Genomic DNA, 13,199 nt, shown 5'->3' with positions numbered 1-13,199 from the left:
CGCCGGAGTCTCCGGACACGGGTGCATCTGATCGGCCGGGCGGCGCGAAGGGCTGTGTGTGGAAGACGCCACCGATGATCGGTCCCGCCCGGGCCGGCCGCCCCTGACCCGGCCGACTCCCGGCACGGCGGGCCGTGCGCCGGAGTCCGGCACGGCGGGCCGTATGCCGGAGTCCGGGACGGCGGGCCGTGTGCGCGCCCCAAGGACGGCGGACGGTGCGCCGGCCCCCGGGCCGGTCGGCCGTGTGCGCGCCCCCGCCGCGCGCCGGGCGTTCCTGGTCGCGGGCACGGTGGCGCTGGGCGCCATGATCGTCGCGCAGGTGCTCTCCGGGCTTGAGCCCGCGCCGGTGCGGCTCACCAGCGTCGTGGTGCTCCTGCTGGCCGCGGCGGCCGTGGCCTACGCGGCCGCGGCGCACACCTCGCCCAGGGCTGTGGCGGCGTTCGCCGGGACGGTGGTCGTCGGGTATGCCGCTGAATGGGTCGGCATCCGGACGGGCTTCCCGTTCGGCGAGTACCGGTACACCGGCCTGCTGTGGCCCGAGCTCGGCGGCGTCCCGGTGATCGTGGCCGTGGCCTGGGGCGGCATGGGCCTCGCGTCCTACGCGGTCGCCTCCGCGGTGGCGCGCGGTACGACGTCCCGGATCGTGGTGGGCGCGCTCGCCCTCACCTCGTGGGACCTGTTCCTCGACCCGCAGATGATCCGCCTGGGCCTGTGGGCCTGGGCCGAACCCGGCCCCTACCGGGGAGTGCCCGTCAGCAACTTCGCCGGCTGGCTCCTGGTGTCCGTCCTGGTCATGGCACTGATCGGCAAGATCCTCACCAACCCCGGCCACGCCGCCCCCGGCCTGGTCGCCCTCTACACGGTAATGGCGGTCATGGAGACGATCGGCTTCGCCGCGGTGTTCACCCCGCCCGACCCCCTCGTCGCCACCGCCGGCGGCGCCTGCATGGGCACCCTCGCCTTCCTCGCCTGGAGACGCCGATGGACATCCTGACCACCCCCCGCCCGGCCCCACAAGGCCCGGTGTTCCGGGCCGGGTGCCGTACGGCGGCGCCGGCTTCGCCGCACCACGGACTCGCCCTACCGGCGCCGGAGGGGCGGGGGGCCGGAGCGGCGGGAGAGGGCCGGCCGCACCACGCTCGTGGCGGGGCACCGTCCCCACAAGTCCCGGTGCTCCGAGCCGGGCGCCGTACGGCGGCGCCGGCTTCGCCGCACCACGGACTCGCCCTACCGGCGCCGGAGAGGCGGGGGGCCCGAGCGGCGGGAGAGGGCCGGCCGCACCACGCTCGTGGCGGGGCACCGTCCCCACAAGGCCCGGTGCTCCGAGCCGGGCGCCGTACGGCGGCGCCGGCTTCGCCGCACCACCGACTCGCCCTACCGGCGCCGGAGGGGCGGGGGGCCGGAGCGGCGGGAGAGGGGGGCGACCTCGTGCGGGGTGGCGAGTCGGGGGGCGGGGTCCGGAGGGATGTCCTCGGTCGGCATGGGGGTGGCGGCGTGGCTTCGCTGGGGGTGTCCCGTGGCTGAGGTGGTTGTGGTCGGGGGTGGGGTGGGGGGCATGGTTTGTGCTCTTCTGCTGGCTCGGGGTGGGCATGAGGTGCGGGTCTATGAGCGGCTCGGCCGGCTTGGGGGGAAGCTGGCGGAGGAGCGGCGGGACGGGTTCACGTTCTCGATCGGGCCTTCGCTGCTCACGCTTCCCGACCTGTTCGGGGAGCTGGGGGTGAAGCTGGATCTCCTTGAGCTGGACGAGATCTGCCGCTACCGGTTCGCGGACGGGTCGGAGCTGGCCGCGCACCGGGAGCCGGGGCGCATGGCCGAGGCGGTGGAGCGGCTCGCGCCCGGTGAGGGGCGCAACTGGATGGGGTTCTACGACTGGGCCCGGGGGTGCCTGGAGGCGTCGCGGCGAACGTTCTTCACCGGGCCGCTCGCCCGGCGGCCGGGCGACGCGGGACTGTCCGACCTGCTCGCCGTGGCGCCCGGGCGGACGCTCGACGGGCTGGCGCGCCGCTACTTCACGGACGACCGCCTGCGCCAGTACGTCGGCCGCTACGCCACCTACGCCGGGTCCAGCCCCTACCAGGCGCCGGCGGCGCTGGGATGCATACCGGCGATCGAGCACGGCGACGGCGGCTGGTACGTGCGGGGCGGGCTGCCCCGCGTCGCCGACGCGCTCGCCGTCCTGCTGGAGGAGGCCGGCGTGGAGGTCCACCTCGGCGCCGAGGTGACCGGCGTGCTCGCCGGCCGCGACCGGGTGTCCGGCGTGCGGCTCGCCTCCGGGGAGGAGGCGCGGGCGGACGCCGTGGTGGTGAACGGCGACGCGGCGGCGCTGTACGGGCGGCTGCTGCCCGACCGGCGGCGGCTGCGCAGGATCGCGGGGCTCGGCCGGTCGTCCTCGGCGTTCCTGCTGCTGGCGGGGGTGGAGGGGCGGACCGAAGGTCTGCCGCACCATTCCGTCGTCTTCTCCGCCGACTACGAGCGGGAGTTCGCCGACATCTTCGACCGGCGGCGCCCGCCCGAGGACCCGACCGTCTACGTCGGCTGCTCGGCCGTCGACGACCCCACACAGGCCCCGGACGGCGCCGAGAACTGGGTCATGCTGGTCAACGTCCCCGCCGTCGACCCCGCCCGATGGCCGATCTCCCCCGAGGCCTACCGGGACCTGGTGCTCGAACGCCTGGCCTCCCGCGGCCACGACCTGGCGGGACGGCTGCGGTTCGTCGACATGATCACCCCCGCCGACCTGCGCGAGCGTTACGACGCCTGGGGCGGCGCGATCTACGGCACGCCCTACCGGGGCGCGCTGGCCCCGTTCCGCCGTCCGGGCAACCGCGGCCCCCGCCGGGGCCTGTACCTGGTGGGCGGCTCGTCGCATCCCGGCGGCGGCCTGCCCCTGGTGACGATGGGCGGGCGCATCGTCGCCTCCCTGGTCGAGGACGACTTCCCCACGACGGGCGGGCCGAGCCAGGCGGCGCCCGGGCCGAGGAGCCACGCCCGATGAAGCCGTCGACGATCCTCACCGCCGCCCAGGCCGTGGCCGCCCTGGCCGTGCTGACCCGCCTGGCGCGCGGCCGCGGCCGCCGCGCCCCGCTACGCGCCCCCGCCGACCCCGGCCCCGGGACCGCCCCGGCCATGACCACGGCCCGGGAGGAGCGGCACCGCGCCGAGCCCGCCCTGACCGCCGAGCCCCTTCCGGCGGGCGGCGGCCCCGAGCCGGCCCTGGACGTGAGTGCCCGGACCGGGCAGGGCATCGAGCCCTGGACGACCGGCCCGGCCGCGCCGGTCGGAGCGGCGTGGGGGGGCGCGCGTTCGCGGACGATCTCGGTGGTGATTCCGGCGCGGGACGAGGAGCACCGCATCGGGCCCTGTGTGGCGGCGGCGCTCGCCGATCCCTCGGTGGGTGAGGTGCTGGTGGTGGACGACGAGTCCGCCGACGGGACGGCGCGGGTGGCGGCGGAGCTGGGGGCGAGGGTCGTGGCGGGCCGGCCGCTGCCCGCCGGCTGGGTCGGCAAGCAGTGGGCGCTCCACCAGGGGCTCGCGGAGGCGCGCGGCGACGTGGTCGTCACGCTGGACGCCGACACCCGCCCCCGGCCCGGGCTGTTCGGCGCGATGGCGGCGGAGCTGGACGGCTGCGACCTGCTGAGCGCGGGGCCGAGGTTCGCCACCGGCGGGCCGGTCGAACAGGCGCTGCACGCCTCGTTCCTCGCGACGCTGGTCTACCGGTTCGGCCCGATCGGCTCGCCGGTGCCGCCGCCCCCGCACCGGGTGGTGGCCAACGGGCAGTGCATGGCGTTCCGGCGCGGAGCGATGCGGGCCGCCGACGGCTTCGCGCGGGTGCGCGGCCACCTCACCGACGACGTGGCGCTCGCCCGGGCGCTGGCCGGGCGAGGCTGGGCGGTGCGCTTCGTCGACGCCGGCGACCTGCTGGAGGTGGACATGCACGACTCCACGGCCGAGGTCTGGCGCGAGTGGGGCCGCACCCTGCACCTCAGGGACGTCACCGGCCGCCTGTGGCAGGCGGGCGACCTGGCGGTGCTCTGGCTGGCCGCCGCCCTCCCCGTGCTGCGGCTGGCGGCCGGACGCCCGACACGGCTCGACCTCGGGCTGCTCGGCACCCGGTTCCTGCTGACCGCCGCCCTGCGGGCCAGCTACACCCGCCCGGGGCCCGGCCTGCCGCTGTCCCCCCTGCTCGACCCGCTGACGGCCCTGCGCCTGACCTACGCGACCCTGCGCCCGGCCCGCACCTGGCGCGGCCGCACCTACGAGACGCTGGACACGACCGCCGCCCGCCTGGCGCCGCCGCGCGCCGGGCTCGACGGCGGCTGCCCGCCCGTCACGGCCCGGCCCGCCCGGGACGGCGACCGGCCAGCGCCGCCTGCCCGAAACGCAGCCCGATGAGGCACATCAGCAGGCCGGTCGCGGCCACCTGGAGCACCGGGACGAACAGCAGCTGCAGGACGGGCACGGCGAACACGCCCACCCGCGCCCCGACCGCGAACGACCGGGCGGCCAGGGCCGTGACGACCAGCAGGCCGACGGCCAGCAGGAACCCGGGCGGGCAGATCACCGCGACGCCGCCGGCGAACGCGAGGATGGACCGGCCGCCCCTGAACCCGGCGAACACCGGCCAGGCGTGCCCGGCCATCGCCGCCGCCACCGCCGCGTACACCGGCACCACGCTGTCCCCGGCCACCGTCCCGTACAGGGGCAGCAGGCCCGCGCCGACCATCATGTGCTCGGGCAGGACGCCGCCCGCGGCCACGCCCCCGGGCGCGGTGACGGCGAGGCCGGCGGTGTGGGCGCCGCTGACCAGCAGGCCGAGCAGCCCGGCCAGGGTTCCCTTGAGGAGGTCGCCCGCGAACACCGGGACGGCCGGCCGCCCGCCCAGCCGTCGCCTCATGTTCCAGAAGCCGGGGTTGCGGTCGCCGACGTCACGCGGGTCGAAGCCGTGCGTCCTGGCGACCAGCACCGCGACCGGCACCGAGCCGAGCAGGTAGCCGCCGATGACCGCGACGAGCACGGGAACCATCGCTTCGTTTCACCTCATCAGGTATCCGGACCGCGGTGGCATGCGGTACATGGCCTACGACCGGCCGGTGCTGCGCGGCACCGGCGGGCTGCTGTTCTCGCGCCTGCTGGGCACGGGCCGGGGGACGTCCATGTCCCTGGGAGCCGACCTGCGCCGCTGGGCGCTGCTGGCGGTCTGGCGCGACGAGCGCGCGCTGGAGGCGTTCCTGCGCGACTCGCCGATCGCCGCCCGCTGGCGGTCCCGGGCGCGGGAGTCCTGGCACGTGCGGCTGGCGCCCGTGGCCTCCCGGGGCCGCTGGAACGGCGTCGACCCCTTCGAAGGGGCCGGGTTCGCGGGCGGAGCCGTCCCTCCGGTGGCGGCCGGGGGGCCGGTGGCGGTGCTGACGCGGGCGTCCATCCGGCTGAGCCGGCTGCCCGCGTTCTACCGTGCGGTCCCGGCCGTGGACCTCGACCTGCGGGCGCAGGACGGCTGCCTGGCGTCGGTCGGCATCGGCGAGTGGCCGCTGGCCAGGCAGGCGACGTTCTCGCTGTGGCGCGACGCGGACGCGGTGCGGTCGTTCGCCTACAAGCGTCCCGGGCACCGCGAGGTGATCGGCCGCGTGCGGCGCGAGGGCTGGTACTCCGAGGAGCTGTTCGCCCGGTTCGTCCCCTACGGCAGCGAGGGCGGCTGGGACGGCGCCGACCCGCTCGCCTGAGCCCGGCCCCGCCGCCGTCGCGGCCGATGGGCTCACGTGGCGGGCTCGGCGGTGAGGTGCGGGCGGATGCGGCTCACGACCCCGCCCTCCGCCAGGTCGCGGGCCACCACGCAGGCCCGGGCTATGGTTCCGGCGCGGGAGGAGCCGTGCGCCACGACGACGGTGCCGTTCAGGCCGAGCAGGGCCGCGCCGCCGTGCGTGCGCGGGTCGTAGAGCCGGGCGACCTCGCGCAGCCGCTCGGGCGCGGCGATCCCGGCCGCCGCGACCAGGGCCAGCGTGGCCCGGACGGAGCCTTCGACGTTCTTCAGCACGACGTTGCCGGTGAACCCGTCGGTGGCGATCACGTCGACCGTGCCCGCCAGCACGTCGTGCCCCTCGACGTTGCCGTGGAAGCGGAACGGCGGCCAGGGCGGCGCCCCGGGCCCGTCATCCCGCGCGAGCCCGTCCCCCGAGGAGAGCGAGGCGGCCGACAGCAGCTCCTCGGCCCGGCGGGTGAGCCGGTTGCCCTTGCCGGGCTCGGAGCCGATGGACAGCAGACCCACCGAGGGGTCGGCGACGCCGAGCACGAGCCGGGCGTAGAAGGCTCCGAGCAGCGCGAACTGCGCGACCATCTCGGGGGTCGGGTCGGAGGTGGCGCCCGCGTCGACCAGGACTGCGGAGCCCCCGGCGGCCGTGGGCAGGGCCACAGCCAGGGCGGGGCGCAGCACGCCCGCGGCCCGGCCGAGCAGCCGGACCGCGCACGTGACGACCGCGCCGGTCGAGCCCGCCGAGACGAACGCCGCGCCCGCGCCGTCCCGGACGAGCCGGCAGCCCACCGCGAGGCTGGAGCCCTCGCTCCCAACCCCGGAGCCGCGCTCGGTCATGGGGACGACGTCCTCGGCGTGCACCACGCCGATCTCCCCGGCGGCGTCGTGCCTGGCCAGCTCGCGGCGCACGACGCCGGCCCGGCCGGCGAGCAGCACCGGCACGCCGTGCTCCCGCCACGCCGCGACGGCGCCGCGCACGGCCTCGGCCGGTCCGTGATCCCCACCCATCGCGTCGACGACAACGGGCTTGCCCATCACTGTCCTCCCCGGCGGCTCCGCCGGCGGGTCTTCCCGCCTCACGGCACCGGGACGGTGACGCGGCGTTCGTCCCTGCCGGCCGCGGAGGCCGCCGCCAGGTGGCGCGCGAAGATCGCCAGCCGGCGGCGGCGCGGAACACGCGCGCGGGCGGCCAGCACGTCGTGGCCGGCGCCCTCGATCTCGTCCAGGATCCCGCCGTACAGGTCGTAGGAGGCGCGGATGCACGGCCGCGACGAGGGGACGAGCAGGTCGACGCCCGCCAGCGCCTGCCGGTAGTGGTCGCGGGCGCGGCCCGCCTCGAAGGCCACCAGGTCGCGTACGGCCTGGCCGGCGCTCGCCGCCCCGAGGTCGTCCACCTCGACGCCGAACTTCTCCAGGTCCTCCATCGGCAGGTAGACCCGGCCGCGCGCCAGGTCCTCGCCCACGTCGCGCAGGAAGTTGGTGAGCTGGAACGCCAGCCCGAGCTGGCGCGCGGGCTCGCGGGCACGCGCGGCGGCGCCGGGCAGCGCTTCGAGCACCGGGAGCATCATCGTGCCGATGACGGCGGCCGAGCCCTCCATGTAGCCGAGCAGGTCCTCGTAGGTCGCGTAGCGGGTCACCGACAGGTCGGCGCGCATCGACTCCATGAACGCCATGACGTCGGCCGGGTCGACGCCGAAGGAGCGCACGGTGTGCGCGAACGCCGGGAGCACCGGGTCGTCCACCGGCGCGCCGTCCAGCGCGGCTGCGAGCCGTCCGGCCAGCGCCTCCAGCGCCGCCCCCCGGTCGGAGGTCATGTCGAAGGAGTCGACGATCTCGTCGGCGTAGCGGGCGAACCCGTACAGGGCGTGCACGTGCCGCCGCTTCCACGCCGGGAGCAGCAGGGTGGCCAGGTAGTAGGAGCGGCCGTGCTTGGCGTTGAGCATGCGGCAGCGCTCGTAGCTGGCGGTCAGCGTCATCGCCGGGCCCGCCCGTCGTGTCCGGGGGCGTCGGGCCTGCGGGGACGGCCGTGCGGGCGGCGAGGTCGGCGGGCTGTGGTGGGCGTCATCGGCGGGTCTCCAGGATGCGCTCGGCGGCCAGGCGGCCGGAGATGATGACCGGCGGCACCCCGACGCCCGGCGCGGTGTACATGCCGGCGAAGTGCAGGCCTGGGACGCGTCCGGCGCGGCCCGCCGGGCGGAACCAGGCCGTCTGGGTGAACCGGTGGTCGAGGGCGAACGGGGTGCCGGCCGAGTGCCCCATGCGCTCCCAGGCCGGCGGGTCCAGGGTGAGCCGGGGGGCCGCCGACAGGTCGCCGTAGCCCAGCGCGGCCAGGCGTCCGAGCAGCCGCTCCACCAGCTCCGGGGTCAGCCGGTCCCAGTCGGCGCCGCCGGCGGTGTTGGCGGTCGGCTCCAGCACGGTCAGCGTGGCGTGCCCCGGAGGCGCCGCGCTGGTGTCCTGGCCGGGGCAGGTGACCAGGAGGCTGGGGTCGGGCTGCGGCCGGCCCGCGGCGAGGGCGTCGAACGTGGACGCCCACTGCTCGCCGATGTGCAGCGTGTGGTGGGCCTGGCCGGCCGGGCGCCGGTCGAGGCCGAAGTGCAGCACCAGGCATGACGGCGAGTAGCGGGGGCGGCGCAGCCGCCAGTCCCCGGCCCCGGCGGGCAGCAGCCCGGCGTGGGCGCGCGGCAGGTCGCACGCCACCACGACGTCGCCCGCGGTCAGGCGCTCCCCGGTGTCCAGCCGGACGGCCGACACGCCGGAGGTGTCCGTCTCGACCCGGGTCGCCCGCACCCCGTACCGGATGACGGCGCCCGCCTTCTCGGCGACCGCCGCCATCGCGCGCGGCACGGCGTGCATGCCGCCGTCGCGCGGGAAGAAGACGCCGCCGACGGTGTCCATGTACGCCACCGCGGCGTAGATGCCCAGCGCCCGCCGCGGAGGCATGCCGACGTACAGCGCCTGGAAGGTGTGCGCCCTGACCAGCCGCTCGTCGCTGAGGTGGCTTCTGACCAGCGAGTCGAGCCGCCGGAAGCCGCCCAGCGCGGCCAGCCGGCCCAGGGCGTACGGCCGCGCCAGGGCGCGCAGGCGGGTCATGTCCCTGTCGATGAACGCCGGCCACTCGACCGCGAACATCCTGCCCAGGTGCCGGCGGAAGCGGCGGTACCGCTCGGCCTCGGCGTCGCCGCACAGCAGCCGCACCCGCTCGGTCATCGCCTCCTCCCCCGCCACGACGTCCAGCCGGGAGCCGTCGTGGTAGGCGAGCCGGTAGTACGGGTCCAGCCGTCGCAGCGGGAGCACGCTCTCCAGGTCCTCCCCCGCCGCGCCGAAGGTCTCGGCCAGCACCTCGGGCATGGTGAGGACCGACGGCCCGGTGTCGAAGCGGTAGGGCCCGAGGTTCGCCGTGCCGCAGCAGCCGCCCTGCACGTCACGCGCCTCAACCACCACCACGTCACGCCCGGCCGACGCCAGGCGGATCGCCGCGGCCAGCCCCGCGAGCCCCGCCCCGATCACCACGACCGGTCGGGCGGCGGGCGTCACGCGTGCCCGCCGGTGGCCACGCCCGAGGGGCCGCCGGGCGCGGCCATAGCGTCCGCGGGGACGGCGGCGCCGGGCGCCGGGGCGGCCATCAGGCGGTCCTGCCGGTCGCCGCGTCCGCGAGGTCGGCGAGCGCGGCCCTGGCGTCCGGCGGGATGCCGGTGCCGTCCAGCGCGTCCACCGCCGAGGCGGCCAGCAGGGAGATGCGGCGTTCGACGGCGTCCAGGGCGCCGGTGGCGACGATCAGCTCGCGGGCCGCGGCCACGTCGGCCTCGTCGCGGACGTTGTCGAGCAGGGCCGCGCCGTACGCGTCCGCGTGCTGGCGGGCCTTGGCCGTCAGGTAGGTGCGCTTGCCCTGGCGCAGGTCGGCTCCGGCGGGCTTGCCGGTGAGCGCCGGGTCGCCGAACACGCCGAGGACGTCGTCGCGGAGCTGGAACGCCTCACCCAGCGGCAGCGCGTAGGCGCTCAGGACGGCGCGCAGCCCGGGGTCGCCTCCGGCGATGGCGTGGCCCAGGTGCAGCGGGCGCTCGACGGTGTACTTGCCGGACTTGTAGGTGGCGACGCGGGTGGCCTCCTCGGCGCCCCCGGCGCCGCGGGCGGCGTAGGCGACGTCGAGGTACTGGCCGCCGATGATCTCCACCCGGAGCCGGGTGAACACCTCCAGCGCCTCGGCCAGCCGGGGGCCGGCGCCCAGCAGGGCGGCGTCGGCCCAGGTGAAGGCCAGGATTCCGAACAGGGTCGCCATGGACTCCCCGAACCTGCCGGGGTCGCCCCACCAGCCGAGCCGCCGGTGGCGTCCGGCCAGGGCCAGGTGGGCGGTCTCCCGGCCGCGCCGGGTGCCCGCCTCGTCCATCACGTCGTCGAGGATCATCGCGCCCGCGTGCAGCAGCTCGACCGCGCAGCCGGCCGCGAGCACGGCGTCCTGGTCGTCTGGGGAGCCGCCGGCGGCCCGGTGCCCCCAGTACACGAAGCGGGGCCGCAGCCGCTTGCCGCCATCGCGGACGAAGTCCGCCAGGTGGCGGCGCAAGGTGTCCTGGCCGTCCCGGCCCAGGAAGGACAGCCGGTCCATCTCCTGCTCCAGCAGCTCGCCGAGGCGTTGATCGACCAGCTCCCGCAGCCCGGCGGCGTCCCGTGTCGCCATCACCATCGGCGTAGCTCCTTTGATCAGATGTACACACCTTCGGGACGGATACGGCTTTCGGATGCACACACGATGGAGAGCCCGGCCGGGGTGTGCCCACCCGCCGGCGCGGGGACGTCATGGACACGGATCCCCCACGGATGCATCCGGTCGAAGACAACCACCGAAGGTACATTCACCGACATTTCACCCAGCGGGGACGATCATGCGTGCAGACGAAGCCACGGCGGCAGCCGAGAGCCCGGCACCGCGCGAAGAACCCCGGCCGCTCGGCGCGGACGGCGCCGTAAGGCCCCGGCTCGCGGTGTCGAGCTGCCTGATCGGGGAGCTTGTCCGCTTCAACGGCGGCCACAGCCGCGACCGGTTCCTGTCCAACGCGCTGGGCGGCCACGTCGACTGGGTCCCGGTGTGCCCCGAGATCGAGATCGGCCTCGGCAGCCCGCGCGAGCCGGTGCGCCTGGAGCGCTCCCCCTGCGGGGTGCGGCTGATGAGCCGCAGGACCCGCAGAGACCTCACCGCTCCCATGCTCGAGCTGGCGGCGACGCGGGCCGGCGCGCTGGACGTGGACGGCTACGTCTTCAAGTCCAAGAGCCCGACCTGCGGGACCCACGGCATCCCCGTGCACGGCGAGGGCACGTCCGTCGACCGGCACGGCCGGGGGATGTTCGCCGAGGTGATCATGGAGTCCCACCCGCTGCTGCCGGTGGAGGACGAGGGCCGCCTGCACGACGACGTGCTGCGCGAGGCGTTCGTCGAGCGGATCTTCGCCCACGCCCGGCTACGGGCCTTCCTCGACAGCGCCTGGCGGCCGGGTGACCTGGTGGCCTTCCACGCCCGCCACAAGATGCAGATCCTCGCGCACGACCCGGCCGCCTACGGCACGCTCGGCCGCCTGGTCGCCAGGGCGGGCACCCTGCCCAGGGATCTGCTCGCCGCCGGCTACGCCCACGGCTTCGCCTCGGCGCTGGCCACCCGGGCGTCGATCGGCCGCAACGTCAACGTGCTGCACCACTGCCTGGGCATGATCAGCGAGAGGCTCGACCCGGCGCGCCGCGCCGACCTGCTGGAGGTGATCCACGCCTACCAGTCCCGCCGGGTGCCGCTCAGCGTCCCCCTGGCCCTGCTGCGCCACCACTCCCTGGCGGCCGACGCCGAGTACGTGCGCGACCAGACGTACTTCTCGCTCTACCCGGACGACCTGGGCCTGCGCAACCACGTCCCCGCCTGACCATCCCAGCCGGGACCGCGCCCAGGGCGCGGGGCCTTCCGTGAAGGACGACGGCCCGTACCCCCTTCTCGCCGGGCCGGCGAGAAGGGGGCGGGGGACTTGAGGACCGCCATCGTGTACGTCATCCTCCCCGCCGTCGCTGATGGGCCTGGGATTGTTCGGCGGTTCGCCAGGCGGTGACCGGAAACTCGTCCCGATACCGTCGAACTGGTCACGCGAACTGCCCGTAGCTCTAGATGAGCGACCATCGCCGTAGTGGCGATGGGTTGCGATTCCCCAGGCAAGAAGGGATCGGGCAGAGATGCGACGCGCGCGTATCGCCTCGGTCGCCACCGTGGTTCTCAGCCTCATCGTGCTTCAGACGACCACGGGCTGCTCCGGAGACTCCGGCAGGCCGGACGCGGCCGCCACCGGGCCGGCGCCGAGCGCCCTGCCGGCGGAGGAGCTGGTGCCGCAGATCATCGCGTCGCTGCAGGCGTCCGATGCCGAGCCCGAGCCCGAGGTCGCCGCCTCTTCGGCGCAGGTCCTCGAGGACGGTGCGGCGCCGCAGGACGGCGCGGCCCCGGCGGACGGGGCCGCACCGACGGACGGGACGGCGTCCCAGGACGCGGCGGCGCAGGCGACGATCTCGACGCCGTGGGGTCCGCTGAGCCCGGCGGACCGTGATCTGGTGGTCAAAGTACGTCTGGCCGGCCTCTGGGAGATCCCGACGGGCAGGCAGGCCGCGCGACGCGGCTTCCGGGCCGTCACCAGGAAGAACCTCGGGGAGATCGCCCGGCAGCACGAACTTCTGGACGCCGAGGTTCGGGACGTGGCGGCGCAGCTTCGCGTGCCGCTGCCCGATGAACCCAACGAGGACCAGAAGGGATGGATGGCCGAGATCTCCGCCAAGAAGGGACTCGCCTACGACGAGCTGGCCGTCACGCGCCTGCGGCTGGCGCACGGGAAGATCTTCCCCGCCATCGGCGCGGTCCGGGCCTCCACCCAGAACACTCTGATCCGCGGCTTCGCCGAGAGCGCGGCGAAGTTCGTGAACACCCACATGGGTCTGCTGGAAGGCACCGGCCTGGCCGGAGACCACGCCCTGCCCCCCGCCCCGACGGTGAGCGCGGTCCCTTCGACGGTCCCCTCGGGAGAGCCCGCGCCGAGCGCGCCGCCCGCGACCTCGCTGCTCGATGACATCGAGGAGAGTCACCACTCCACCGACGCCCAATGACCTCGTCGTCGGGCACGCCACCCTCGCAAGCATGGCGCCGCGCACGGTGACGCCGGGCCGCTGAGGAACTTCGCGGCCTGACCCGCCAGTACGGCACGTTGCCGGCCTTCGACGAGACTCACGCCAGTGTCATCGGGCCCAGCGGGGCGACCGCGCTGCGGGGGCTGCGGCTCACCCGCGCGTGCACGGACACGCCGCCGGACGCAGCCGTCAGCCTTTGTCGTGTGGGCTACTCCCGCGTAACAGAGCGTGAATCACCTTCTAAGCCGGGACGTGCGGATATGTCCCCAGAACCGGCGCAGCCTTCCTCCGGAACGGCCACCGGAACTGTCGGTGACCC

At 75.9% G+C, this 13,199-nt stretch carries 11 protein-coding genes; 6 read left to right on the top strand and 5 right to left on the bottom strand.

All coding sequences use genetic code 11. The features are described 5' to 3' along the window. Positions 1–244 precede the first annotated feature (244 nt). From PYR91_RS29845 to PYR91_RS29835, 3 genes are all read left to right on the top strand, one after another. Positions 245–994, top strand: coding sequence for a carotenoid biosynthesis protein (locus PYR91_RS29845; protein ID WP_279785180.1), 750 nt, complete (start codon positions 245–247; stop codon positions 992–994). Positions 995–1,465: 471 nt separating this feature from the next. Beyond that, positions 1,466–2,995, top strand: a complete 1,530-nt coding sequence (gene crtI / locus PYR91_RS29840; protein ID WP_347943667.1) for a phytoene desaturase family protein — start codon at positions 1,466–1,468, stop codon at positions 2,993–2,995. Further along, on the top strand, positions 2,992–4,392 hold the full coding sequence (locus PYR91_RS29835; RefSeq protein ID WP_279785178.1) for a glycosyltransferase: 1,401 nt from the start codon (positions 2,992–2,994) through the stop codon (positions 4,390–4,392). Before crtI (PYR91_RS29840) ends, PYR91_RS29835 begins: the two co-directional genes overlap by 4 nt. On the opposite strand, the gene PYR91_RS29830 is transcribed toward PYR91_RS29835, so the two are convergent. After that, on the bottom strand, positions 4,328–5,023 hold the full coding sequence (locus PYR91_RS29830) for a glycerol-3-phosphate acyltransferase (protein WP_279785176.1): 696 nt from the start codon (positions 5,021–5,023) through the stop codon (positions 4,328–4,330). The two genes, PYR91_RS29835 and PYR91_RS29830, sit on opposite strands and share 65 nt — an antisense overlap. A gap of 49 nt (positions 5,024–5,072) precedes the next feature. Here PYR91_RS29830 and PYR91_RS29825 point away from each other — a divergent pair, with 49 nt between their 5' ends. Then, positions 5,073–5,717: a spheroidene monooxygenase gene (locus PYR91_RS29825; RefSeq protein ID WP_279785174.1), complete on the top strand. Its 645-nt coding sequence runs from the start codon at positions 5,073–5,075 to the stop codon at positions 5,715–5,717. A gap of 32 nt (positions 5,718–5,749) precedes the next feature. Here the strand turns inward: PYR91_RS29825 and PYR91_RS29820 are convergent, their stop codons facing one another. The 4 genes from PYR91_RS29820 to PYR91_RS29805 all read right to left on the bottom strand — a co-directional run bounded on the left by PYR91_RS29820 (position 5,750) and on the right by PYR91_RS29805 (position 10,421). Next, complete coding sequence (locus tag PYR91_RS29820; protein WP_279785172.1) at positions 5,750–6,778, bottom strand: phosphate acyltransferase PlsX; 1,029 nt, start codon at positions 6,776–6,778, stop codon at positions 5,750–5,752. Between the two features lie 41 nt (positions 6,779–6,819). Beyond that, positions 6,820–7,719, bottom strand: a complete 900-nt coding sequence (locus PYR91_RS29815) for a phytoene/squalene synthase family protein (RefSeq protein WP_279785170.1) — start codon at positions 7,717–7,719, stop codon at positions 6,820–6,822. Between the two features lie 85 nt (positions 7,720–7,804). Next, complete coding sequence (crtI, locus tag PYR91_RS29810) at positions 7,805–9,277, bottom strand: phytoene desaturase family protein (RefSeq protein WP_279785168.1); 1,473 nt, start codon at positions 9,275–9,277, stop codon at positions 7,805–7,807. An 88-nt stretch (positions 9,278–9,365) separates the two neighbouring features. Further along, a complete protein-coding gene (locus PYR91_RS29805; RefSeq protein WP_279785166.1) occupies positions 9,366–10,421 on the bottom strand; it encodes a polyprenyl synthetase family protein in 1,056 nt (351 codons plus the stop codon). Between the two features lie 199 nt (positions 10,422–10,620). Here PYR91_RS29805 and PYR91_RS29800 point away from each other — a divergent pair, with 199 nt between their 5' ends. Together PYR91_RS29800 and PYR91_RS29795 are read left to right on the top strand one after the other, a co-directional pair. Next, a complete protein-coding gene (locus PYR91_RS29800) occupies positions 10,621–11,643 on the top strand; it encodes a DUF523 and DUF1722 domain-containing protein (protein WP_279785164.1) in 1,023 nt (340 codons plus the stop codon). Between the two features lie 301 nt (positions 11,644–11,944). Then, positions 11,945–12,859, top strand: coding sequence for a DUF4142 domain-containing protein (locus PYR91_RS29795; RefSeq protein ID WP_279785162.1), 915 nt, complete (start codon positions 11,945–11,947; stop codon positions 12,857–12,859). Positions 12,860–13,199 lie beyond the last annotated feature (340 nt).

Source organism: Sphaerisporangium sp. TRM90804, from assembly GCF_029846175.1.
Taxonomy (GTDB): domain Bacteria; phylum Actinomycetota; class Actinomycetes; order Streptosporangiales; family Streptosporangiaceae; genus Sphaerisporangium.
The sequence above is the reverse complement of the archived record's forward strand: the minus strand, read 5'-3'. Positions and strand labels throughout refer to the sequence as shown.